Origin of the sequence: Zoogloea oleivorans, assembly GCF_008107625.1 — a bacterium.
GTDB classification, from domain to species: Bacteria; Pseudomonadota; Gammaproteobacteria; order Burkholderiales; family Rhodocyclaceae; genus Zoogloea; species Zoogloea oleivorans.
This window is the reverse complement of the sequence record NZ_SDKK01000002.1, coordinates 97,756-119,140: the sequence shown is the minus strand read 5'-3', so window position 1 is coordinate 119,140 and position 21,385 is coordinate 97,756. Positions and strand designations below refer to the sequence as shown.

At 66.4% G+C, this 21,385-nt stretch carries 18 protein-coding genes; 6 read left to right on the top strand and 12 right to left on the bottom strand.

Features of this window, described 5'->3' with window-relative positions; genetic code table 11:
• Positions 1 to 10 precede the first annotated feature (10 nt).
• The 3 genes from thrH to ETQ85_RS02135 form a co-directional block, all read right to left on the bottom strand.
• Positions 11 to 619, bottom strand: coding sequence for a bifunctional phosphoserine phosphatase/homoserine phosphotransferase ThrH (thrH, locus tag ETQ85_RS02145; RefSeq protein ID WP_148577484.1), 609 nt, complete (start codon positions 617 to 619; stop codon positions 11 to 13).
• A 14-nt stretch (positions 620 to 633) separates the two neighbouring features.
• Positions 634 to 1,728, bottom strand: coding sequence for an SGNH/GDSL hydrolase family protein (locus ETQ85_RS02140; RefSeq protein WP_148577483.1), 1,095 nt, complete (start codon positions 1,726 to 1,728; stop codon positions 634 to 636).
• A 126-nt stretch (positions 1,729 to 1,854) separates the two neighbouring features.
• Positions 1,855 to 3,765 (bottom strand): ATP-binding cassette domain-containing protein, encoded by a 1,911-nt coding sequence (locus ETQ85_RS02135; protein WP_148577482.1) that lies wholly within the window; start codon positions 3,763 to 3,765, stop codon positions 1,855 to 1,857.
• Between the two features lie 76 nt (positions 3,766 to 3,841).
• On the opposite strand from ETQ85_RS02135, the gene ETQ85_RS02130 reads away from it, so the two are divergent.
• The gene (locus tag ETQ85_RS02130) at positions 3,842 to 4,552 is read left to right on the top strand and encodes a hypothetical protein (RefSeq protein WP_148577481.1); all 711 of its coding nucleotides are present in this window, start codon (positions 3,842 to 3,844) and stop codon (positions 4,550 to 4,552) included.
• Positions 4,553 to 4,563: 11 nt separating this feature from the next.
• Here ETQ85_RS02130 and ETQ85_RS02125 read toward each other — a convergent pair whose 3' ends face one another.
• Positions 4,564 to 5,169, bottom strand: coding sequence for a 2-hydroxychromene-2-carboxylate isomerase (locus tag ETQ85_RS02125; protein WP_148577480.1), 606 nt, complete (start codon positions 5,167 to 5,169; stop codon positions 4,564 to 4,566).
• Between the two features lie 46 nt (positions 5,170 to 5,215).
• Positions 5,216 to 6,799 carry a hypothetical protein gene (locus ETQ85_RS02120; RefSeq protein WP_148577479.1) on the bottom strand — a complete coding sequence of 528 codons (1,584 nt, stop codon included), beginning with the start codon at positions 6,797 to 6,799 and terminating at the stop codon, positions 5,216 to 5,218.
• 73 nt (positions 6,800 to 6,872) lie between these two features.
• On the opposite strand from ETQ85_RS02120, the gene ETQ85_RS02115 reads away from it, so the two are divergent.
• Complete coding sequence (locus tag ETQ85_RS02115; protein WP_148577478.1) at positions 6,873 to 7,619, top strand: hypothetical protein; 747 nt, start codon at positions 6,873 to 6,875, stop codon at positions 7,617 to 7,619.
• A gap of 21 nt (positions 7,620 to 7,640) precedes the next feature.
• Here the strand turns inward: ETQ85_RS02115 and ETQ85_RS27225 are convergent, their stop codons facing one another.
• The 3 genes from ETQ85_RS27225 to ETQ85_RS02100 all read right to left on the bottom strand — a co-directional run bounded on the left by ETQ85_RS27225 (position 7,641) and on the right by ETQ85_RS02100 (position 10,668).
• The gene (locus ETQ85_RS27225; protein ID WP_148577477.1) at positions 7,641 to 7,805 is read right to left on the bottom strand and encodes a DUF2256 domain-containing protein; all 165 of its coding nucleotides are present in this window, start codon (positions 7,803 to 7,805) and stop codon (positions 7,641 to 7,643) included.
• A 36-nt stretch (positions 7,806 to 7,841) separates the two neighbouring features.
• Positions 7,842 to 8,981 carry an FAD-binding domain-containing protein gene (locus tag ETQ85_RS02105; protein ID WP_148577476.1) on the bottom strand — a complete coding sequence of 380 codons (1,140 nt, stop codon included), beginning with the start codon at positions 8,979 to 8,981 and terminating at the stop codon, positions 7,842 to 7,844.
• Between the two features lie 70 nt (positions 8,982 to 9,051).
• Positions 9,052 to 10,668, bottom strand: coding sequence for a methyl-accepting chemotaxis protein (locus ETQ85_RS02100; RefSeq protein WP_148577475.1), 1,617 nt, complete (start codon positions 10,666 to 10,668; stop codon positions 9,052 to 9,054).
• 251 nt (positions 10,669 to 10,919) lie between these two features.
• On the opposite strand from ETQ85_RS02100, the gene ETQ85_RS02095 reads away from it, so the two are divergent.
• Both ETQ85_RS02095 and ETQ85_RS02090 read left to right on the top strand, forming a co-directional pair.
• On the top strand, positions 10,920 to 11,885 hold the full coding sequence (locus tag ETQ85_RS02095) for a hypothetical protein (RefSeq protein WP_222862027.1): 966 nt from the start codon (positions 10,920 to 10,922) through the stop codon (positions 11,883 to 11,885).
• Between the two features lie 62 nt (positions 11,886 to 11,947).
• On the top strand, positions 11,948 to 13,150 hold the full coding sequence (locus ETQ85_RS02090; protein ID WP_148577473.1) for a glycosyltransferase: 1,203 nt from the start codon (positions 11,948 to 11,950) through the stop codon (positions 13,148 to 13,150).
• A 16-nt stretch (positions 13,151 to 13,166) separates the two neighbouring features.
• Here ETQ85_RS02090 and ETQ85_RS02085 read toward each other — a convergent pair whose 3' ends face one another.
• Positions 13,167 to 14,435 (bottom strand): BaiN/RdsA family NAD(P)/FAD-dependent oxidoreductase, encoded by a 1,269-nt coding sequence (locus ETQ85_RS02085; protein WP_148577472.1) that lies wholly within the window; start codon positions 14,433 to 14,435, stop codon positions 13,167 to 13,169.
• Positions 14,436 to 14,597: 162 nt separating this feature from the next.
• Here ETQ85_RS02085 and ETQ85_RS02080 point away from each other — a divergent pair, with 162 nt between their 5' ends.
• The gene (locus ETQ85_RS02080) at positions 14,598 to 15,266 is read left to right on the top strand and encodes a c-type cytochrome (protein WP_246128588.1); all 669 of its coding nucleotides are present in this window, start codon (positions 14,598 to 14,600) and stop codon (positions 15,264 to 15,266) included.
• Between the two features lie 761 nt (positions 15,267 to 16,027).
• Here the strand turns inward: ETQ85_RS02080 and ETQ85_RS02075 are convergent.
• The 3 genes from ETQ85_RS02075 to ETQ85_RS02065 all read right to left on the bottom strand — a co-directional run bounded on the left by ETQ85_RS02075 (position 16,028) and on the right by ETQ85_RS02065 (position 20,161).
• Entirely contained in the window at positions 16,028 to 17,902 is a 1,875-nt protein-coding gene (locus ETQ85_RS02075) for an amidohydrolase (protein WP_148577471.1), read from the bottom strand.
• Between the two features lie 193 nt (positions 17,903 to 18,095).
• Positions 18,096 to 18,905, bottom strand: a complete 810-nt coding sequence (locus tag ETQ85_RS02070; protein ID WP_148577470.1) for a PEP-CTERM sorting domain-containing protein — start codon at positions 18,903 to 18,905, stop codon at positions 18,096 to 18,098.
• A gap of 359 nt (positions 18,906 to 19,264) precedes the next feature.
• Complete coding sequence (locus tag ETQ85_RS02065; protein WP_148577469.1) at positions 19,265 to 20,161, bottom strand: radical SAM protein; 897 nt, start codon at positions 20,159 to 20,161, stop codon at positions 19,265 to 19,267.
• 127 nt (positions 20,162 to 20,288) lie between these two features.
• Here ETQ85_RS02065 and ETQ85_RS02060 point away from each other — a divergent pair, with 127 nt between their 5' ends.
• Complete coding sequence (locus ETQ85_RS02060; RefSeq protein WP_148577468.1) at positions 20,289 to 21,179, top strand: cation efflux transmembrane domain-containing protein; 891 nt, start codon at positions 20,289 to 20,291, stop codon at positions 21,177 to 21,179.
• Positions 21,180 to 21,385 lie beyond the last annotated feature (206 nt).

Genomic DNA, 21,385 nt, shown 5'->3' with positions numbered 1-21,385 from the left:
GAAAACGGGATCAGATGCGGGCGGAGGCGGCGCGGATCTGCGCCATGAGTGCGTCGTATTCGCGCTCGACCGGGAACTGCGGGAATTCGGCGATGACGTTGTCCGGTGCCCGGAACAGGATGCCGGCGTGGGCTTCCTTGAGCATCGCGGTGTCGTTGTAGGAGTCGCCGGCGGCGATCACCTTGAAGTTGATTTCCTTGAAGCGCTGCACCGCTTCCTTCTTCTGGTTGGCCATGCGCAGGTGGTAGTTCACCAGGTAGCCTTCGCTGTTGGCCTCGAGCTTGTGGCAGAACAGGGTCGGCATGCCGAGCTGTTTCATCAGCGGCATGGCGAATTCGTAGAAGGTGTCGGACAGGATGATGACCTGGAAATCCTGGCGCAGGGCGTCGAGGAAGTCCTTGGCGCCGGGCTCCGGGCCCATCTCGGAAATGACTTTCTGGATGTCGGGCAGCCCCAGCTTGTGCTGCTTGAGCAGATCCAGACGGTACTTCATCAGCTTGTCGTAATCGGGTTCTTCGCGGGTGGTGCGACGCAGTTCGGGGATGCCGGTGCGCTCCGCGAATTCGATCCAGATTTCAGGGACAAGGACACCTTCGAGGTCGAGACAGACGAGTTGCACGGCGGGACTCCAGATTACGTCGGGTGGATGGGCGAATCCGCGATTCTAGCAAAGTCATCGTGACGGCTCGTGCCGAATGCGTTGCGAAGTGCAAGAGTCGTGCGTCGGCCAAGCATTCCGAAGAGCCCCAGCAGCCCAAGAGCCAGTGTGGCGGGTTCGGGAATGCTGTTGATCATGGCGGAGGCGAGCAATTGCTGGCCGGCTGCCGACGGATGGATGCCGTCCCAGAACAGGTAGTCGTCCGGCGTGGCGCACACGCTGCCGCTGCTCTTGAATTGAAGGTCGTCGCCCAGGTAGCAGCGCGCGGTGACATTGTCGAGGCCGTACTGGGCGGGGTTGGCGACGACGTCCCGGAGGTAGGTGAAGGCATCGAAGGTCATGATGTCCAGCCCGCTGGCTTCCTGGGCATCGAGCATGCCGGCCAGCGCCGTGTTGAGCGACCGGCTCAGGAAGGTGGCGGCGGCAACCGCGCCGGCGCCCCGTTCGGTGATGCGTGGCACAAGACCGATGTCGGGGCTGTTGGGAACATAGAAGTGCTGGGCGCCGGCGGCGGCCAGACTGTCGATGATGTTCTGCAGGTCGCCCACGGTTTTGCCGATGGTCTGGGCCGTGCCGTCAGCACGGGGCCGGCCGGTGAGGATGTCCTGCAGGTTGTTGGCGCCACCCCAGACGATATAGAGGGCGTCGGGGTCCAGCACGGGATGATCGGTGAGCAGGGCGTCCCGCTGTTGCAGCAGGCCCTTGAACTCGGGAATGATCGGGTTGAAGACCTGGTTGTCGGTGCGTGCGCCGCCGTAGGCGTAGTTGGTGCCGCCGTTGAGGGACGAGGTGGCGGAGAAGCCGAAGTGGGAGGTCAGCAGGTCGATCCACAGCAGGCCGTTGCTGGCCCGGCCGGGGGCGTAGGCTTCCGTCGACAGGCCGAGGATGGGCAGCGGCACACCGCCATTGGCGGCCACGATGGGCGCGTAGGCTGCTGCGATGTTGCCGGTGTCCGACAGGCTGTCGCCGAGGACGTAGATCTGGGAGTAACTGGCGCTGGCCAGGGAGGGGAGTATCAGCGTGGCGGCCAGGGTGAGGCGGCGCAGGTAAGGCCCAAATTCAATTTCCATATCGGCTCCCTTCAGGTTGGATGAATAAGTCCGGGGGCACAACCTTTGGCAAGGCGGCCCCCGGATTTATTCATTCTAGATGATGGGTTGCCAATGTTTTCATTGGCATTTTTCCCTTGCTTTTTTTCAATCGGCAGGGATGGCTTCCAGGGCTTCGTGCAGTTCGAGCCAGCGCAGCTCGGCTTCGTCGATCTTGTCGGTGAGTTCGCCCTGGCGCTTGATCAGCTTGGGCACCTCGCCGGCCTCGGGGCCGGTATATAGATCCGGGTCGGCGAGGCGTTCGTCGAGTCTGGCCTTTTCGGCGGTCCACGGGGCGAGCTTCTTGTCGAGCTGTTCCAGTTCTTTGAGCAGCGGGCGGCGGGCGACAAGACGGGCCTGGCGGTCGGCGGCGGCTTGTTCGCGGTCGGCCTTGCGGGTCGCCTTGTCGGCGGCCTTGTCCGGGCACTGGTTGGCGACGGCGTCGGCGGCGCGGCGCTGGGCCAGCCAGCTCTTGTAGTCGTCGAGGTCGCCGTCGAAGGGCGTGAGGCGGCCGTCATCGACCAGCAGGAAGCGGTCGCAGGTGGCGCGTAGCAGGGCCCGGTCGTGGGACACGATGACCATGCCGCCTTCGTAGTCCTGCAGGGCCAGCGTGAGGGCGTGGCGCATTTCCAGGTCGAGGTGGTTGGTGGGCTCGTCGAGCAGCAGCAGATTGGGCTTTTTCCAGATCAGCAGGGCCAGCGCCAGGCGCGATTTTTCGCCGCCGGAGAAGGGCTCGCAGGGGGCGGTGGCCATGTCGCCGTGGAAGTCGAAGCCGCCCAGGTAGTTGCGCAGGTCCTGTTCGCGGGTTTGCGGGTCGAGGCGCAGCATGTGCTGGAGGGCCGACTCTTCGGGGCGCAGGCTTTCAAGGGCGTGCTGGGCGAAGTAGCCGAGGGCCAGGCCCTTGCCTTCCTGGCGTACGCCGGCGGTGGGCTTGATCGAGCCGGCGAGCAGCTTGATCAGCGTCGATTTGCCGGCGCCGTTGCGACCGAGCAGGCCGATGCGCTCGCCCGGGCGGATGGTCAGGCGCATGCCGGACAGGATCGGCTTGTCCACGTAGCCGGCGGCGGCGTCTTCGAGCTGCAGCAGCGGGTCGGGTGCGGCGCCGCATTCGCGGAAGCTGAAGCTGAAGGGGTTATCGATGTGGGCCGCGGCGATGTTCTCCATCCGCTCCAGTGCCTTGATGCGGCTCTGGGCCTGGCGCGCCTTGGTGGCCTGGGCGCGGAAGCGGTCGACGTATTTTTGCAGGTGGGCGCGTTCGCGCTGCTGCTTCTCGAACATCGATTGCTGCTGGGACAGGCGCTCGGCGCGCTGGCGCTCGAAGTTGGAGTAGCCGCCGGTGTACAGCGTGAGCTGCTGGTTTTCGATGTGGGCGATCTGGTTGACCACCGCATCGAGGAAGTCCCGGTCGTGGGAGATCAGGATCAGCGTGCCGCGATAGTCGCCCAGCCATTGTTCGAGCCAGATCACCGCGTCGAGGTCGAGGTGGTTGGTGGGCTCGTCGAGCAGCAGCAGGTCGGAGCGGCACATCAGCGCCTGGGCCAGGTTGAGGCGCATGCGCCAGCCGCCCGAGAAATCCGACACCGGGCGTTCGAGGTCGGCGGCGGTGAAGCCGAGGCCATCGAGCAGTGCGGCGGCGCGGGCGCGGGCGGCGTAACCGCCGATCTCCTGCAGGCGGCCGTGGAGGTGGCCGATCTCTTCGCCCTGGTGGGCGGCTTCGGCGGCTTCGAGGGCGGCCTCGATGCGGCGCAGTTCGGCGTCGCCGTCGAGGGCGTAGTCGAGCGCCGGGCAGGCGAGGGCCGGGGTTTCCTGGGCCACGTGGGCGGTTACCCACGAGGGCGGGATTTCCAGATCGCCGGAATCCTGGTGCAACTCGCCGCGCAGGAGCCCGAACAGGCTCGACTTGCCGCAGCCGTTGGCACCGGTGAGGCCGACCTTCCAGCCGGGGTGGATCTGCAGGCTGGCGCCTTCGATGAGGGTCTTGACGCCGCGGGCGAGGCGGAGATTACGGAACTGGATCACGGCAGCAGGAGGTCAGGAAAGAGAGCGGGAATTCCGGTATTGTAAGCGGTCCCGTTGCCCACTGCCCTGCCGTCCCATGCGCCTCTGTCGCCCGTTCCCTGCCGCTCTCCTGTCCACCCTGCTGCTGGCCCTTTGTTTTCATGGTTCTGTTGGGGCCCAGGAGGCGTCCGCCGTCGATCCGGCCACGGAAATCGCCCGTGCCGAAAAAATGCGCGAGGAAGGCAAGGCCCTGCACGATGCGGCGGAAGCGCGCTTCGCTCAGGAAGAGGCGGCCTGCTATGAGCGTTTCCTGGTCAATCGCTGCATCGATCAGGCCCGCCAGCGGCGGGTCACGGAAATCCGCAAGGCCCGGGCGCTGAATGTGGAGGCTGGCCGTATCGATCTGGCCGAGAAGAACCGGCGCTTTGCCGAACGCCAAGCCGAACAGGAGGAACTGGCATCGAAGAAGGCCATCGAGCGCTCTGAGCAGGAAGCGCGAACGCGGGCCGACAGCGAAACGCGCCTGCGCAACCTGTCCGAGAAGGACGCCGCCCGGATTCAGCGCGAGCAGGAAGGCAAGTCCCGCGCGCTGCGCGAGGCGGAGACACGCAATCGTCACGAGGCCGCTCAGGCCAGCCGTCGCTCCTCGGAAGCGGCTGCGGCCGCGCGTCGGGCCGAACAGGCCGCCGCTAGCCGTGAAGACTACGATGAGCGCGCCCGCAAGGCCGCCGACAAAAAAGCCGAAAAGGCAAAGAAGGCGGCGGCCGGTGAGAAGGCTGCTCCGGTATCACCGCTCATCGGCAAGTAAGTTCCTGCAGGTCAGCCGTGGGCCTTGACCCACGCCAGCGCATCTTCCAGCCGGTCGTTGCCCCAGAACACTTCTCCGTCAGGGGTAATGAAGCTGGGGGCGCCGAACAATCCCAGTTCGCCGGCCTGTTCGGTCTGGCGGCGCAGGGCCTGCTTGTTTTCCGGGCTGTTGGCCTGTTCCAGCAGGGCTGCGGCCGGCAGGTTCAGGCGGGTCAGGATTTCCTCGATCACCGCCGGCTCGGCGATTTCCCGGTCTTGTGCAAAGTTGGCCTGCATCACGGCCCGCGTAAAGTCGCCGATCCACGGCTGGTCGGCACCGGTCAGGGCCACCCGTGCGGCCAGCAGGCCGTTGCGCGGGAAGCGCGACGGTACCTGGAAGGGCAGTCCGTACTTGCCTGACAGCCGTGCCAGGTCGCGCCACATGTAGCGTCCCTTGGGCGGATAGATGTTGAAGGGCGAGTCGTTCCAGCCCAGCGACAGGAACACCGGCCCGAGCAGGAAGGGGCGCCATACCACCGTCACCTTGGCCTCGCGGGCGAGTGCTTCGATGCGCATTACGCTCAGGTAGGAATAGGAGCTGGCGAATTCAAACCAGAAGTCGAGGGTCTGCTTGCTCATGGAGGTCTCCGGAGCCGGGGGGAGCTTCGAGTCTAGCACTCCGGGATCAGCCCGCAGCTTGCAGTTCCGCTGCCCGCAGGAGCGCTGCGAACAGGGCCTCGGTTTCCGCCGGATTGCCGTTCTTCAGCGTGATCATCACTGGCAGGTGGGGCATGGCTGCATGGATCAGCTGGGTGTCGGTGTCCTGGTCGATGACCAGCACGACCCGTCCGGCCGGCAGGCGATGGGCGAGCTGCCGGAGTTCGAACTCGCAGCCGCCCCGTTCGCGGGTCAGCTTGCGCAGGTCCATCAACACTACGTCGGCCCGGTCCATCAATTCCACCACGGTGGCGCGCCAGGTGTCGTCCCGGCAGCAGAACTCGTTCACCCGGTAGCGGCCATCCGGGTCATGGGTCTGATCCATGCCGCTGAGACCGGCGTCCAGACCGGCCTGGCTGGTGACAAAGCTGCTCGCCAGGCGTCCGCTGGCAAAGCGCAGGAAGTCGCCCGGGTCGATGGTGCGGGCCATCACGTCGGGGGCGGCGATCATCGTCACCGGGCCGAACAGGCGCCAACGCGCGCCGATCCGGTCGAAGAGCTGTTCTGTGCGCGCAGTGAAACCGAAAACCCGCAGCAGCAGCAGGGTGCGCCGCGGGGGATGATGACCGTGCTGACGGGTGAGGGTCAGAAAGCGGCCGTTCAGCCACGGAAACAGCGCATAGGCGCCAACCGTGCCGGCGAGGACCAGCGGTGTGTGGCTGGGCCTGGCGTTGATGAGCTCCAGCGCCATCGTCGCGCAGAACATCAGCCACCAGGTGCGGGCCAGCAACTGGGCGTCCGAGAAACGCTTGGCCGCGTAGGCTTCGGCGAGGTGCTTCAGGCGCCACCAGGCGAGCAGCGCGGTGGGTAAGGCCAACATCAGGAAGGCGCCGTTGAGCCCGATGTCGAGCAGCAGCCGGCTGCCCTCGGTGTCCGTGGCCAGCCAGGCCGTCAGGCGCGAGCCGGCCAGCGGGGCGAGTCCGAAGATCAGCAGTCCGGCGAAGGTGATCGGCGCTACCCCGCGGATGCGCGACAGGCCGGTGAGCAGGATCAGCGTCATCGGTAGCGGCAGCCACACGGCGGCGAACTGGAAAAAGGTGAAGAAGTTGAGCAACTGGTCGAGGCTCGGTGTGCGTCCAAGAAAGGGCCGCTGGAGCATCGAAACCACGGTGCCGAGCACTGCACCGGCGAGCAGCAGGGCGAGGGCCAGAAGCACCGCCTGGCGAAAATTCAGGGCCAGGCTGACGGCTACCATCGGCACCGCTGCGACCAGCAGGCTGCCACCGATGAGGAGGACGTGGGCCGGAGTGAGGGGCAGGTCGCTGACGTGGAGTTGCAGGACGGCGAGGGCCAGGGCCGGTATGGCGACGCTGCCGCTGATGGCCAGGGCGATGCGTCGGCGCGCTTGTCGTTCCCAGGCGAGCGCATCCACCTGCTGGCTCAGGATGACCGTGCGGGCGGGCGGAACGCTGGGTAGCGCAAGGGACGTGCCGCTGCTGCTGCCCATGCCGGCGAGCACACCAACCCGGTAGCGCCACAGCACGAAAAAAGCCACCAGCGCGGTCAGAACGACCGTGTTCAGGAAGTGGAAGATCAGTTCGCCGGGTGACATCACGCAGTCCTGGAATGATAAGGCACCGCTGCTATGATCGCACCGGGACCACTGCGGGGATAGGAGCGCTGCCATGTTTTCCGACAGGATGCCGAAGGCGTTGCGCTTTGTGCTGATTACCCTGGCGCTGGCGGGCACTTATCTGCTGCTGCAGCATTTCTGGCTCGGCGTGGCGGAGCTGGGCAGCCGCTGGCAGACCCGGCTGGACTGGTCTTCCACCGCCAAAGATGCGGCCGAGGTGGCCGCCCGCTCCCGGGAGGCGGAAGCTCGCCTGCCGGCCGAGCGGCGTTCGGGTGCCTTTCGCCTGGGCTGGCAGCTGGGCTATGTGGCCGAGCTGCTCGGCAGCCAGGCCTTGTCGGATGTGACGCTACGCCAGCAGGGCGACGCCCGGCTCGCTCCCCTTGTCGCCGAGGCCGGCGTACTGGCCGAATCGATGGGGGTGGGGCCGGCAAAGTGGCCGGCGGTCACCACGGCGGACGAGTTTGCGCGCCTGCAAACCCGTTTCGAGGATGACGAAAGCGGCCTCGGCCAGCGTATCGAAAGTACCCTCTCCCTGCGCCACCGGCACCTTTACCTGGCCGGCGTGCATGCGGGCATCAATCAGGCGGTCGTCATGGCCAGCGGCGGCAGCCTCTTCAATGGCAGCAGCGCGGCCCTGTTTGTGCGTCACGCCACGCTGGCCGGGGTGCCGCCCGCCACATGGATGGACCTGACCCATGCGCCGGAGGGCAGCACGCCGGCGCTGCGGGTGGCACGCTTTCAGGCGGCGCTGATGCGCTTCGACGCGGCGCTGGCCGCGAGTCCGGTCGAGGGCCACTGAGTCAGCGCGGGTTCATGCAACTCATGGCTTGGATTTGAGCGCTGTGCGGCGGCAGGCGTCGGAGCAGTATTTGACTTCGTCCCAGCAGCGCGCCCATTTGCGCCGCCAGGTCATGGGGCGAGCGCAGGCGGCGCAGGGCTTGCTGGGCAGGCTTTGCTTGTTGCCGCGGAAGGCGGAAGACGACATGGGTGGCGGACCTGTGGAGCGGATGTCAGTTCGGAATCAGGCGTGCCAGCGCCCTGCATGGCGGCGCCCGGCGGTCTGTTGCCAGAAACGGCTGAAGGATGGGCATAGTTCCGGCGGATCGGGCAGCCAGCGTGGAGCAGGCGTGAGTTCGGCGCCGATGGCGGCGAGGGCATCCCGGTAGCCGGGGTTGAGGGTCGCTTCGGCGCTGACGTGGTCGTTCAGGGTGGCGATGTCGCCGATGAAAAGGGCGTCGGTGACGGCCCGCAGACGCGGCAGCACGAAGGCCCAGCGTTCCGCCGACCAGGGAAAGCGCCGGTGGAAGGGCAGGTGGATGACGCCGATGCGTCGGCCGCTGCCAGCCGGCACCGGCCGCAGGGCCCAGGGATGGACGAGGTGCAACGGCCCGCTGCTGTCGGGTGACAGGAAATCGGCGGGGCTGATGAGGTGGAGGGGCGGCTCTCCGTGCAGCGGTGGTTCGAGGACGCCGTCGCCGGTGGGGGGCGAGGCGTCGAGTGCGGTGCTGTGACGGGCGATTTCCTCCAGCCGCTCGTAGCGGGTGTCCAGCACGCTGCCAGGGCAATGCCAGTCGGCCGGCGCGAAACGGGCCACGTTGTCGGCGTTGAAGAGATAGGGTTTGCTGCTGAAGGTGGCGGCCACCCATTGCCAGGACAGGTGATTGGCGGCCAGGTCGCCGTCGCGCAGATGGCCGTAGAGCCAGTCGGCGGCGACGCGCCAGTGCACCTTGCGCAGATGCACCGTGTAGCTGGCCAGCCACAGGCGGGCGTGGTTGTGCAGGTAGCCGGTGGCGTACAGCTCGACCACGCTGCGGTCGATGGTTGGAATGCCGCTTCGCGCTTCGCGGATATCGGCGGGCAGGGTGCCGGCGTAGGTCACGCCGGGCAGGCCGGGGCGGATGTCGGCGAAGATGCCCTCGCCCAGTTGTCCCCACACGTGATGGAAAAACTCCCGCCAGCCGAACTGGAAGGCCAGCTTGTCGTCCGGCTGGAGCTGGAAGTGTTCGACCAATTCGGGGAGCGTCACGCTGCCGTGGGTGATCCATGGGGACAGGCCGGTGACGGCGCCGTCCAGATGGTTGCGGGTCAGCGCGTAGTCGCTCGGGGAAACCGCGGTGAGGCGGGCGGCGAGCTCTGGGTCGGAGCTTGGGGAAAGGCGCACGGGGCGGGCATCAACAGGAAGCGATGCCCGATTGACCGGGAACAAGGGCGGGCGGTTCCCCGCCCACCGGTCAGACCCGGTATTGCTCCAGGGTGGCGATCTGGTGCCGCGCCTGCTCGTCGAGGCGGCGCGCACTGCTGGAGGATTGCGCGGCAGCGGCGGCCGACTCTTCGGCCATCTGGGCAATGCGTTCGATCTGCACGGCAATGTTGTTGCTGGCGGCGCCCTGTTCGCGGATGGCGTCGGAAATCTCGGCGACGGTATGGGCGGTGGCGGTGGCCGCTGCGCCGATTTCATGAACGGCCCGGTCGGTGTCGTCGGCGCGCGCTACGCTTTGGGTCACGAGGCTTTCAGCGGCCTGCATTTCGGCGGCAGCCTGCATGGAGTGCCGGCGCATCGCCTCGATGGTGGAGGCGATTTCCTGGGTCGAGCTGGAGGTGCGTTCGGCGAGCTTGCGGACTTCGTCGGCCACCACCGCGAAGCCGCGGCCCTGTTCACCGGCGCGGGCGGCTTCGATGGCGGCGTTGAGGGCCAGCAGGTTGGTCTGGTCGGCCACTTCCTTGATGACCTGAACGACGGTGCCGACGCGTTCGCCCTGGGCACTCAATTCGCGCAGCGAGCCGGCGGCGGCGCTGACCGACTGGGAAATGCTGCGGATGTCCCGGATCGTGTGGTCGATGGTGGCGGAACCGGCCTTGGCCATCTCGCCGGACTTGCCGGCCAACTGGTGGGCTTCAGTGGCCCGGTCGCCCACATGATTGATGCTGACAGTCATTTCCTCGACGGTGGCGGCGATGGCCGAGGAGGCTTCGCTCTGCTGCCCGGCAGCGGTGGAAACCTGGATCGAGGCCTGATTCATTTCGCGGCTCGCGCCGGCCACCGTGCGGGCACCTTCGATGAGGCTGTGGAAGTTCTCCTGCAGCTTGGACAGCAACTGGTTGAAGGCGGTGGCGGTTTCGCCGATTTCGTCCATGCGCTTGACCGGTGCCCGGGCGGTGAAATCGAGGGAGGCATTGACGTGCACCAGCGTGCCGCGGATGCCGTCGAGGCTTTCGCGCAGGGACGTGATGAGCAGTGAGGCCAGGATTCCGACAATGATGAAGGCGGCGGCTAGGACGCCGCCGACGGTCCACAGGGCAGCGGTGTAATCAGCGGCGTTTTCCTGGCGCAGCTTTTCGCCCATCGCGTAGTTGAACTCCTCGTGCTTGGCCAGGCTGCCGCGCGCGGCCAGGGCGTCTTCTTTCAGATTGGTGCGCAGCATGGTGCGCACGGTTTCCATCTCGCCGGCATTCGACTTCTCAAGGTAGAGCGAGCGGGTGGCGCGATAAATCTTGAGGGCGGCGCGATCGGCGACCAGCAACTGGCGGTCGGTGTCGTCGGAAATGAAGTTCTGTTCGTATTCGCTGAGCTTCGCGTCGAGTTTTTCGTCGGCTTCCTGGATCGCCCGCTCGACTTCCTTGTGGTGGGCCGGGTCGGACATCAGGGCGTGCTGGTAGGTGCTCATCCGGCTGTTGGTCAGGAAGCCGCGGGCCTCCTGCATGACGCGCAGGCTCGGAAAGATGTTGGCCTGGATGTATTCAAAGCGGGCGTTGGCCTGCTTCAGTTGCCACAGGCCGAGTGCGCCGATGCCGAGCAGGGCGATCAGTGCGGTGCTCAGGGCAATCACGAGGCGTTGGGTCAGTTTCATGATGAGAATCCGGGACGCGGGGTAGGTCAGGCATTACGACGCGGTCGATTATTACTTTAGTTATATATTTGAATAATCCGGCATGCCGATTGATGCTAGTCGCATTTATTTACACCCCGTCCGCAATCCCTTTCCATGCCGAACGGGAGTTTCATGTAAATCAGTTGTTTATGGGTTTGGGCCTGAAACCTGCTTTGTGTCACTACCTGCTTGTGGGTATTTTTCTACTCGAAAAACTTATAAATCCATCCATGATCAAGACCAATCCAATGCGTACCCTGGTTATTGCCCTGATGAGCCTCGGGGCCCTGGCCGCCATGCCGGCCCAGGCCGATGTGCTGACTTCCAGTGGTTCCGCCACTGCCGGTACCACCAGCAGCTTCGGGCCGACCACCGGCGCCACCTATGTCACCGACTCCGCCAGCGTCTATGGCGCGGATGGCAACAGCGCCTTCGCCAGTGCATGGGGCAACGACCACGGCACCTATCGTGCGTCAGCCTACGGCAATGGCACTTTTGACAGCACCGCGACCTTCCATCGCACCCTGTCGGTCATCAACAACAACGCGGCCGCCACCCAGTACACGCTGAACTTCTTCATCTATTACGGCGGCCTGAGCATCGGCAACTACAACCAGCTGGCCGGCAGTGGCAGCGCTGGCTACGACCTGAGCATCAAGAAGAACACCTCTTCGACCCTGTTCGCCAGCTCCGCGCTGCTCGATTCCAGCGGCAACGTCACCGCCAGCAACGCCCTCAATGGCGCCACCGGCGGTTCCGACAGCAACTCGGCCTGGTACTACTGGAACGGTACCAACGTGAGCCTTGATCTGGGCATTCTCGGTGTCGGCGAAAGCATGAACATCGATTTCGACCTGGTGACCACGGCGAGCGGCTCCTATGTTGCGCAGAGCTACGCCTGCAACGGTGACAACGGTTATGGCGGCTATGGTCCGGATGTCATCGCCCCGATGACGGTGGTGGAGGATGGCTACGGCGGCTATGGTGGTTATGGCGGCACCTGTTACCGTACGGCCTACATCGACGCCGGCCTCGGCGATCCGGGCGGCATCGACGCGAACACCCTGCCGCCGACCAACGCCACCTTCGGCATTACCGCCACGGCGGCCAACGTCGTGCCGCTGCCCGGCACCCTGGCGCTGCTGAGCCTCGGTCTTGCCGGCCTGGGTGTCGGACGAGTCCGCCGACCACGCTGACGCTCCCCGCTCATTGCGGTCTAATGGGCGCCTTCGCGGCGCCCATTTTCATTTTCGATTCCATGGCCACCATTGCCCTCATCTGGGAACTCGGTTCCGACTACGGTCACATCGGCCGCTTCCTGCCCATCGCCCAGGCCCTGCGCGAGCGTGGCCACCGGCCGGTGATGATCCTGCGCGACATCTCCCGCGCCGACGAAATGCTCGGCCCCTACGGCCTTGAATACCTGCAGGCGCCCCTGTGGCTGCCGCCGGTGTCGGGTCTGCCGCCGGCGCTCAACTTCACCGAGACGCTCTTCCTGTTCGGCTTTCTGCAGCCGGCCGGGCTGCTCTCCATCGTGCGGGCGTGGCGCAAGCTTTTCGAATTGCTCAAGCCCGACATGCTGGTCTTCGATCATGCGCCCACGGCCCTGCTGGCCAGCCGTGGCCTGGGTCTGCCGCGCCTGATCACCGGCAACAGCTTTGCCGTGCCGCGCCAGGCCACGCCCATGCCGCTCTACCAGTGGTGGGACCCGAAAGCCGGTGCGCCGTCGCGGGAGCGCGACTGCGAAGAGAAGCTGGTGCGCAACGCCAACCACGCGCTGGCTGCGCTGGGCGCGCCGCTGCTCGAACGGGTGGCCGACCTCTACGCTGCCGAGGCGACCCTCATCACCGGCGCTCCGGAGCTGGACGTATACGGCCCGCGTGATCCCGACAACTATGTGGGCGCCATCAACAGCATCGAGCACGGCGTCGAGCCGCGCTGGCCGGCCGGCAAGACCCGCAAGGTCTTCGCCTACCTCAAGCCCCACTACGCGCACATCGAGGTGCTGATTACGGCCCTTGGCAAGCTCGACGCCAGCGTGCTGATCTTCGCCCCGGGCCTGGCCAAACAGACGGTCGAGCGCCTGCAGACCGCCAACCTGGCGTTCAGCTCGGCGCCCTTGAAGATGAGCCGGGTGCGCGAGGAATGCGATCTGGCGGTGTGCCACGCCGGGGGCACCGTGGATGTGATGCTGGCTGCCGGCAAGCCGCTGTTCGTGCTGCCGCTGCAGATGGAACAGATCATGACCAGCCGGCGCTTCGAGCAGACCGGTTGCGGCCTGTGGCACTGGCACCAGCAGCCGCCGAAGGACATCGACAAGATGCTGCGCAAGGTCTTCAGCGCGCCGGAGTTTGGCGAACGGGCCCAGGCTTACCGGGAGCGCAACCAGGGCTTCACCCAGGCCACGGCGATGGCGCGTTTCATGGCCACGTGCGACCGGCTGCTGGCCGGCGTGGCCTGAGAGCGGCCGGGGCCGGTCAGCGCGCTGCCAGCCAGGCCAGCACGCCCTCGCCCACCGCCTTGCCGCTGGCGAAACAGGCGCTGAGCAGGTAACCGCCGGTCGGCGCCTCCCAGTCGAGCATCTCGCCACTGCAAAACACGCCCGGCATGGCGCGCAGCATCAACTGCGCATCCAGGTCCTCGAAGCGCACACCACCGGCACTGCTGATCGCCTCGTCGAGCGGGCGTGTCGCCACCAGACGCAGGGGCAGCGCCTTGATGGCCGCGGCCAGGCGGGTCGTGTCAGCCAGTTCATCGGCCGTCAGGCATTCGCGCAACAAGGCCATCTTGACCCCGCTGATGCCAACCCGGCTCTGCAGATGGCTCGACAGGGAACGCGCCCCACGGGGATGAGCCACCTCGGCCTGAATCCGCTCCGGCGAACGATCGGGAGACAGGTCGACCAGCAGGGTCGCGCTGCCGCCGCTGTGGATCGCATCGCGGATGGGCGCCGACAGGGCATACACCAGACTGCCCTCGATGCCGTCGTCGCTGATCATCGCTTCACCCGGGCGGGCCGGCGTGGTGTCGCCGTCAAGGCACATGGCGATGGATTTGATCGGCTGGCCGGCAAAGCGGCTGCGGAAGTGCTCGCTCCAGCCGGTGCTGTGCTCGGCCCGGGGCGAGGCGACGATGAAGCCGCAATTGGCCGGCTGCAGCGGTGCCACATCCACACCGCGTTCGGCGAGCAGTGGCACCCAGGCACCGTCCGAGCCGAGCTTCGCCCAACTGCCGCCCCCCAGCGCCAGCACCGTCGCGTTGGCCGTGTAGTGGCGCGGGCCGTTGGGTGTGCTGAAGGCGAGGTTGCCATCCGCATGCCAGCCGATCCAGCGATGGCGCATGTGAAAGCGCACGCCGGCCTCGCGCAGGCGTTGCAGCCAGGCGCGCAGCAGCGGTGCGGCCTTCATCCCGTCCGGAAAGACGCGCCCCGACGTGCCGACGAAGGTCGTCACCCCCAGTGCCTCGACCCACTCGCGCAGGGCTTGCGGCGTGAAGGCGGCGAGCAGCGGTTCGATCTGCGCCCGGCGGCTGCCGTAACGGCTGGCGAAGGCCGCGAAGGCTTCCGAATGGGTGATGTTGAGCCCGCCGCGGCCGGCCAGCAGGAACTTGCGCCCCACCGACGGCATCGCATCGAAGAGATCCACCTGCACCCCGGCCCGGGCCAGGGTTTCGGCAGCCATCAGGCCGGCGGGGCCACCCCCGATGATGGCAACGGAGGCGGAAACGGGTGCAGTGGCGGAGGGCATGGCGAGGCTTCCGGAGTGGGGCAAGGGCGGGATTGTAGTAGGGGCACCCGGCACATCGCGTGATTTGTGTTTCGGCTTCCGCTTGCGGCGATGCCAGCGGATTACAATTCGCGCTCCGCCGCCGCGGGCTGCCCGCGACGGAACACACTGAGGAAATCCGGAATGTTGATCAAAGCAGGCGCCTTCGGGGGCGCCTTCGCCCGTCGGGCGCTCCTCGGGCTGATGCTGGCGGTGCTGGTTGGCCCGGCGCTGGCCGAAACCGCACCCACATCGCGAGAACATCTCGAGCGTCTGGCGCGCGCCAAGCCGGCCGACCAGAAAGCGGCCCAGGATGCCGGCAAGAAGGCGGCCTTCTTCTGCGCCAACTGCCACGGTGAAAGCGGTCTGAGCAAGTACGTTGAAGTCCCCAACCTGGCTGGTCAGCATCCGCTGTACATCCTCAGCCAGATCGACGCCTTTCTGGCCGGCAAGCGCAAGGATGCCTTCATGCAGGGCCTGATGAAGGTGCTGAGTGCCGAGGACAAGGCCACCATCGCGGTGTTCTACGCCGCCCAGCAGGTCGCGCCATCGGTAGCCACGCCGGGAGCACAGGCCGCGGCCGGCCGCGAGCTGTTCCAGAAGAACTGTGCCCGCTGCCATGGTGCCGATGCCAAGGGCGGCGAGAGCTTTCCGCGCCTGGCCGGCCAGCAGGCCGAATACCTGCGCCGCAATATCCGGCGCTATCTCGACATGAGCGGCGAACGGACCTACCCGCCGATGACCGCCGCCGTGACCGGCCTCGGCGAGAAAAACATCGAAGCCGTCGTCGACTACCTCTCAAGCCTCAAATAAGCGGACTCCCCCGTGGGTCGGACTTTAGTCCGACTGCGCACTCCCAGCCGGTGGATGTCGGACTAAAGTCCGACCCACGGGTAAGCCTTGGTGGGTGATCGGGATGTGGGCTTCGTGACGCCGCTCACCGTTACGCCTTCCTTCAGCATGCCAACCCGCTCCGCCCCGGCCGCGCGCCCTGTGGGTCGGACTTCAGTCCGACTGCGCGCTCCCAGCCGGTGGATGTCGGACTGAAGTCCGACCCACGGGTAAGCCTTGGTGGGTGATCGGGGTGTGGGTTTCGTGCTGCCCGCCCACCGTCAGGCCTTCCTTCAGCATGCCAACCCGCTCCGCCCCGGCCGCGTGCCCCGTGGGTCGGACTTCAGTCCGACTGCGCATTCCCAGCCGGTGGATGTCGGACTGAAGTCCGACCCACGGGTAAGCCTTGGCGGGTGATCGGGGTGTGGGCTTCGCGCTGCCCGCCCACCGTCAGGCCTTCCTTCAGCATGCCAACCCGCTCCGCCCCGACCGCGCGCCCTGTGGGTCGGACTTCAGTCCGACTGCGTGCTTCCAGCCGGTGGATGTCGGACTGAAGTCCGACCCACGGGTAAGCCTTGGTGGGTGATCGGGGTGTGGGCTTCGTGCCGCCGTTCACCGTTACGCCTTCCGTCAGCATGCCAACCCGCTCGGCCCCGGCCGCGCGCCCTGTGGGTCGGACTTCAGTCCGACTGCGTGCTCCCAGCCGGTGGATGTCGGACTGAAGTCCTACCCACGGGCTGCTTTTAGCGGGTGATCGGGACGCCGCCTTCGTTGCTGCCGAACACGGTTACGCCTTCCTTCAGCGTGCCGATGACCCGGATGTCGCCGAGTTTGTCGGCGGGGGTCTTGAGCGGGTTGGCGGACAGCACGGTGAGGTCGGCGAGCTTGCCGGCGGTGATGCTGCCCTTGATCTTCTCTTCGCCGATCTGGCGTGCCGGCAGCAGCGTCAGGGCCTTGAGGGCGTCCAGCGGGGTCAATTGCTGATCTTCGCCGACCGGGCGCTGGATGGCGGCGGCCAGTACGCCGAAGGGCGCCGGTTCGACGAGCGCATTGTCGGCATGCAGCAGCACCGGCACGCCGTGGCGAAGCGCGGCGGCGGCGGGGATGAAGCGTGCCGTGCGCTCGGCGCCGAGGGCGTCGTCGGTGAGGCTGGCGAGGCCAAGGCTCAGGCGCTGCGGGGCCAGCGACACGCCGACGCCGAGTTCCTTCAGTGCATCGAGCTGGTCGTCGCGGATCATCTGCGCACCCACCAGCAGCGGGCGCCGATCCTTGCCCGGATGTGCGCCGGCGGCGTTGCGGATGCCGCTGATGAACTGTGCGATGGCCGCGTCGCCGTTGGCCTGCACCGCCACCTGCCAGCCGTTGGCGTAGGCGCTGCCGAGCAAGTCGCCGACCACCTCGTCGCTGATGGTCTGGTAGCCGGTGAAGCCACTGCGCTTGCCGGCCGGCGGATACTGGTAAGGCTGGGTCAGCCAGGCGCTGCGCTCGTCGGCGCTGCCGTCGAGCGTGAAGGACACGCCGGCCAGGCGCAGGTGGCTCTTGTAATACTTGGGGCCGATGCTCTTGTGGCCCTTGAGGGCGGCGGCGCTGGTGGGCAGGTCGGCGTAGAGGGCCACGTCGAGCTTGAGCGCGCCAAGATCGGCGGCCTGGGTGTACAGCGCAAAGTCGTCCGGCGTGGCGCGGGCCTCGACGGCGGTGGTGTAGCCGTTCTTCAGGTACAGGCTCTGGCCCTGCTGGATCATCGCCTGGCGATCGTCCTTGCCCAGCTGGGGCAGGGCGCCGATGAGGGCCACGGCGGCAGAACCTTCGAGCAGTCCGTCCGGTTCCTTCGAGCCCGGCCAGCGGCTGATGTGGCCGCCCGGCGGGTCGATGCTGTCGCGGCTGATGCCGGCCAGCTCGAGGGCCTTGCTGTTGGCCACCAGCTGGCGGCCCGACTGGTGAATGATGATCACCGGCTTGTCGCGATAGACCGAATCCAGATCGTTGCGGCTTGGCGCGCGTTGCTCGCGCAGGCGGCTGTCGTCGTAGCCGACACCGATGATCCAGCCGAAGCGCTGGGCCAGCTCGCCCTTCGACCATTCGCGGAGTTGCCGCAGCAGGCTGCCGGTATCGCTCACCGGCCCGAGGGGCGGGGCCTGCAACTGGGCCGCCACCGAGTACAAACCAAGGCGTGACATCTGCCCCCAGGCGTCGATAAAGCCCGGCACGAGCGTCTTGCCGGCCAGGTCGACCACCTCGGTGCCTTCGCTCTTCCAGCGTGCCAGGATGTCCTTGGTCTTGCCCACGGCGAGGATCTTGCTGCCCTTGATCGCCACTGCCTGGGCGCTCGGGCGCTTGTCGTCGAGGGTGATCACGTCGCCGTTGGTGAAGATGATGTCGGACAGCGGTGGCGGGGGAGGCGTGAGGGGGGCAACCGGCGCGTTCGGATCGACGGGCAGCGCGCCGGGGGTTGCGGCGGGCGCCGGGAGGACGCTGGCGGGCTGCGGGATGGCGGGCTTGATGCCGGCAGGGACGGGCTTGACGGCCGCCGGGGCGGGCATCTGGGCCAGCAGGGTCGGGGCGGCGAAGGCCAGCAGGATCGCCACGCTGGCGCGGCGCACAACAAAAGCGGATTTCATGGGCACGACTCCGGAAAACGGTCGGGCGGGCGGGGGCGAACCCGGCCGCGAACCCGGCGAGCATAGCACCGCCGTCTGCCGCCACCCGTGAAAGGGTGCGTGCTGCCGCACGATGGGCGAGCGAGCAGGGGCGTGCCGGACGTGGACATGAAAAAGGGCCCGGAGAAGGGCCCTGCTTGCCGGAAGGTGCTGCCTAGATGCTGCGTCGCGACCGCCACAACAGCCCCATCCCTGCGGCAAGCAAAAGCAGGCCCGATGGCTCGGGCACCGGGTTGGTGATCGGATTGCCCGGATCTTCATTGATGCCGACACGAATCTGGTAGGCCCCGTCGTTGTCATCGAAGGCGCCCGGCGCCCCATTGAAGTTGAAGGAGTCGGAAATGCCGAAGAACACCCGCGTGGCCCCTGCGGGGGCGATGAATTCCTGGAACACGCCGCCGCTTGTGACGCCATTGCCGATATAGAACACTTGCTGGAGTTCCGGCGCCAGGGTGAGGAAGTTGATGCCCAGCCCGGCGTTGGTGAAATCCAGGGTGGCCGGCGGGTTGCTCACCGGAACGCCATCGCTCAGAAAGACGCCCACCAGCGCGCCCTGGGTGCCCAGATAGCCACTCAGGCCACCAAAGGCACTGATGCTGCTGCTGCCCGGAACACCATTGCCTTCGGGCCCATAGGTCGTGCCCCCGAAACCGTTGAAAAAGCTGATGCCACCGCTCGCCGGGTCGAGCACCCGAATGACCGAGCCGGCGGTGACGGCAAAGCCGGGAGGCAGTGTTTCCTTGATCTCTTCCGGTGTCGGCCCCGCGTGGCGGACCATGCCGCCGGGCCAGGGCTGGCTCGCATCGGGGATGAGCAGGTCGGTTCTGCCTGCCAGCCAGATCGAATCGCTGCCCTTGATGGTGCTGGCCACCACGGTAGCCCTGGCGAGGGACGGGAGCGCCGCGAGACACAGCAGCGCGAGAAGCGTGGGCGCAAGGCGCCTGGCAAACGAAGACGGAAACATGGAACAGTCCTCCGCGGGATGAAAAGCCCTGTTCCTGTGATAAGCAAAGTCCCTGCCGGAAAGAGAAAGCTGTTGAATAACAAAGCGATTTGTTTTCTTGCGGAGACTTGTTTGGCGCTGCTGTAAGAATTGCCGACAGCCGCAGATCGATATCTGCCCGCCGTGAACTCTATTCCGATAGTCGCAAACATTATTTCGACTGCTGATAACTCTGTTCATGACTATCGGAAATCAATTCCGATAGTCATGAACACGTATCCGACGCATCGGATCTCAATCCTGGACTATCGGAAGACACTTGTGGCTGATCGTAATCATCATCCGATGGATCGGAACAAAGATCTGGCGGCCCTGCACGCTTATAAGCCCCGCGCCCAAGCAGGTCGCAGGTGCGCATTGGCGGGTGCGGTGATGGCGCTGCGTACCTGTTCCAGCAATTTGTCCTTGTCGGCGCCGAGAGTGCCTTTCAAGACCAGCCAGTTGCTGGCGTGATCCGATCTGAAAACCGTGCGGCGCAGCGCGAGTTGCGACAGGAAGCCTTCCATCTCGCGGAACAGGCCTTGCTGGTCGAGGGGCTCCCATTCGGGAAAGCCAGCGCGAAAGCGGGCCTCGCCACCGGGAAAGCTGACCACCAGTGTGGACAGGAATTCCGGCTGGGTGGCGTTGGCGAGGCGGGCCGAGTTGTCGGCGTGCTGTTGGCTGAGCACCCGGCCACCGAGGCCGTTGAGGATCATCACCGAGCGGGTGATGCCGGCTTCGCCAAGCTTGTCGAGGGCGTCGCGGGTGCTCTCGAAGGTTTCGCCCTTGTTCACCTTGGCGAGCACGTCGTCGTCGCCGGATTCGGCGCCGAGGTACACCATGCGCAGGCCGGCGGCGCGCAGGCTGGCCAGTTCGGCGACGGTCTTCTTCTTGAGGTTGCGCGCCAGACAGTAGCTGGAGACGCGATGCACGGCGGGCAGGTGCTGCTTGATGGCGTCGAGGATGGCGAGCAGGCGGCGGGTGGGCAGCACCAGCGCGTCGCCGTCGGCCAGAAAGACGCGCCGGATCTGTGCGCCGTAGCGCGCGCCGGTGTGGCGGATGCTGTCGAGCACTTCGTCTTCGCTTCGGGCGCGGAAGGCCTTTTGCGGAGCGGTGTACATCTCGCAAAAAGTACAGTTGTTCCATGAGCAGCCGTCGGTGACCGGCAGGATCAGGGATTCGGCCTCGGAGGGCGGGCGGAAGACGGGTTCGACGTAGCGGATGGGGACGGTGGGCATGGAGAGTGTGGACTGGAGATTGGGACGCGTTCCTGTGGGGCGGATTTTAATCCGACAACACGCGTCATTCCGGATGAGGCTGCCGGATTAAAATCCGGCCCACAGCTTAAAAAGGCGGGTGCCGGGAATGAGTGAATCTTCGTGTTCTTCGACGGGGTGCGGGTGTAGCGGCGGGGTGGCGGCGGAGCGGGTGAGCCGCGGTGAGGCCGTGGCAGCGCCGGGCGAGGCGCGTTGTGTGTCGCGTTTCCGGGTGGGTGACATGGATTGTCCGGCCGAGGAGTCGCTGGTGCGCATGGCACTGGATGGCCAGGCGCACGGGCTGGAGTTCGATCTGCTGGAGCGGACGGTGAGCGTGTGGCACGCGGTGCCGGTGGAGGAGATCGAGTCGCGCATCGCCCGTCTGGGCATGGGCTGCGAGCGTCTGGCCAGTGGCCCCGCTGAGGGGGCGCCGGTGGCCAAGGTGAGCGACCCGGCGGCCGAGCGGCGGGCCTTGTCGTGGTTGCTGGCAATCAACGCGGCGATGTTCGTGATCGAGGGGCTGGCCGGCTGGTGGGCCGAGTCGTCGGGTTTGCTGGCCGATGGCCTGGACATGTTTGCCGACGCGGCGGTGTATGCGGTGGCGCTGTACGCGGTGGGGCGCGGCGCGGCCCTGCAATTGAAGGCGGCGCGCTTTGCCGGCTGGTTGCAGTTGCTGCTCGGGCTGGGTTTGTTCGGGCAGGTGGCCGAGCACGTGCTGCACGGCTCGACGACGGTGGCGCTGGCGATGATGGGCGTGTCGGTGCTGGCGCTGATCGCCAACGTGGGCTGCATGTGGCTGATTGCCGGCCATCGGGACGGGGGCGCCCACATGAAGGCGAGCTATATCTTCACGGCCAACGACGCGCTGGCCAACCTGGGGGTGATTGTTGCCGGCGGTTTGGTTGCGTGGCTCGGCAGCCCGTGGCCGGACTGGGTAGTGGGCAGCATCATCGGCGCGATGGTGCTGGCCGGTGCCGTGCGCATCCTGCGCCTGCGCTGATCGTGGGTCGGACTTCAGTCCGACAGCACGGTATCAGGCGGGGGATGTCGGACTGAAGTCCGACCCACAGGGATGGGCCTGGCTTTTGTGGGGTGGGTTTTGATTCGACGGGGCAGGTTCGGGTTGTGTTGTCGGACTGAAGTTTGAGCCGCGGGATGAGGCTGGCTTTTGTGGGTCGGACTTCAGTCCGACAACGCCGGTTCAGC

Excerpts from the sequence above, each read along its gene's own strand:
- ETQ85_RS02140 (WP_148577483.1), bottom strand. The coding sequence starts at position 1,728 with ATGGAAATTGAATTTGGGCCTTACCTGCGCCGCCTCACCCTGGCCGCC.
- ETQ85_RS02130 (WP_148577481.1), top strand. The coding sequence starts at position 3,842 with ATGCGCCTCTGTCGCCCGTTCCCTGCCGCTCTCCTGTCCACCCTGCTG.
- ETQ85_RS02125 (WP_148577480.1), bottom strand. The coding sequence starts at position 5,169 with ATGAGCAAGCAGACCCTCGACTTCTGGTTTGAATTCGCCAGCTCCTAT.
- ETQ85_RS02120 (WP_148577479.1), bottom strand. The coding sequence starts at position 6,799 with ATGTCACCCGGCGAACTGATCTTCCACTTCCTGAACACGGTCGTTCTG.
- ETQ85_RS02115 (WP_148577478.1), top strand. The coding sequence starts at position 6,873 with ATGTTTTCCGACAGGATGCCGAAGGCGTTGCGCTTTGTGCTGATTACC.
- ETQ85_RS27225 (WP_148577477.1), bottom strand. The coding sequence starts at position 7,805 with ATGTCGTCTTCCGCCTTCCGCGGCAACAAGCAAAGCCTGCCCAGCAAG.
- ETQ85_RS02100 (WP_148577475.1), bottom strand. The coding sequence starts at position 10,668 with ATGAAACTGACCCAACGCCTCGTGATTGCCCTGAGCACCGCACTGATC.
- ETQ85_RS02095 (WP_222862027.1), top strand. The coding sequence starts at position 10,920 with ATGATCAAGACCAATCCAATGCGTACCCTGGTTATTGCCCTGATGAGC.
- ETQ85_RS02090 (WP_148577473.1), top strand. The coding sequence starts at position 11,948 with ATGGCCACCATTGCCCTCATCTGGGAACTCGGTTCCGACTACGGTCAC.
- ETQ85_RS02085 (WP_148577472.1), bottom strand. The coding sequence starts at position 14,435 with ATGCCCTCCGCCACTGCACCCGTTTCCGCCTCCGTTGCCATCATCGGG.
- ETQ85_RS02080 (WP_246128588.1), top strand. The coding sequence starts at position 14,598 with ATGTTGATCAAAGCAGGCGCCTTCGGGGGCGCCTTCGCCCGTCGGGCG.
- ETQ85_RS02075 (WP_148577471.1), bottom strand. The coding sequence starts at position 17,902 with ATGAAATCCGCTTTTGTTGTGCGCCGCGCCAGCGTGGCGATCCTGCTG.
- ETQ85_RS02070 (WP_148577470.1), bottom strand. The coding sequence starts at position 18,905 with ATGTTTCCGTCTTCGTTTGCCAGGCGCCTTGCGCCCACGCTTCTCGCG.
- ETQ85_RS02065 (WP_148577469.1), bottom strand. The coding sequence starts at position 20,161 with ATGCCCACCGTCCCCATCCGCTACGTCGAACCCGTCTTCCGCCCGCCC.
- ETQ85_RS02060 (WP_148577468.1), top strand. The coding sequence starts at position 20,289 with ATGAGTGAATCTTCGTGTTCTTCGACGGGGTGCGGGTGTAGCGGCGGG.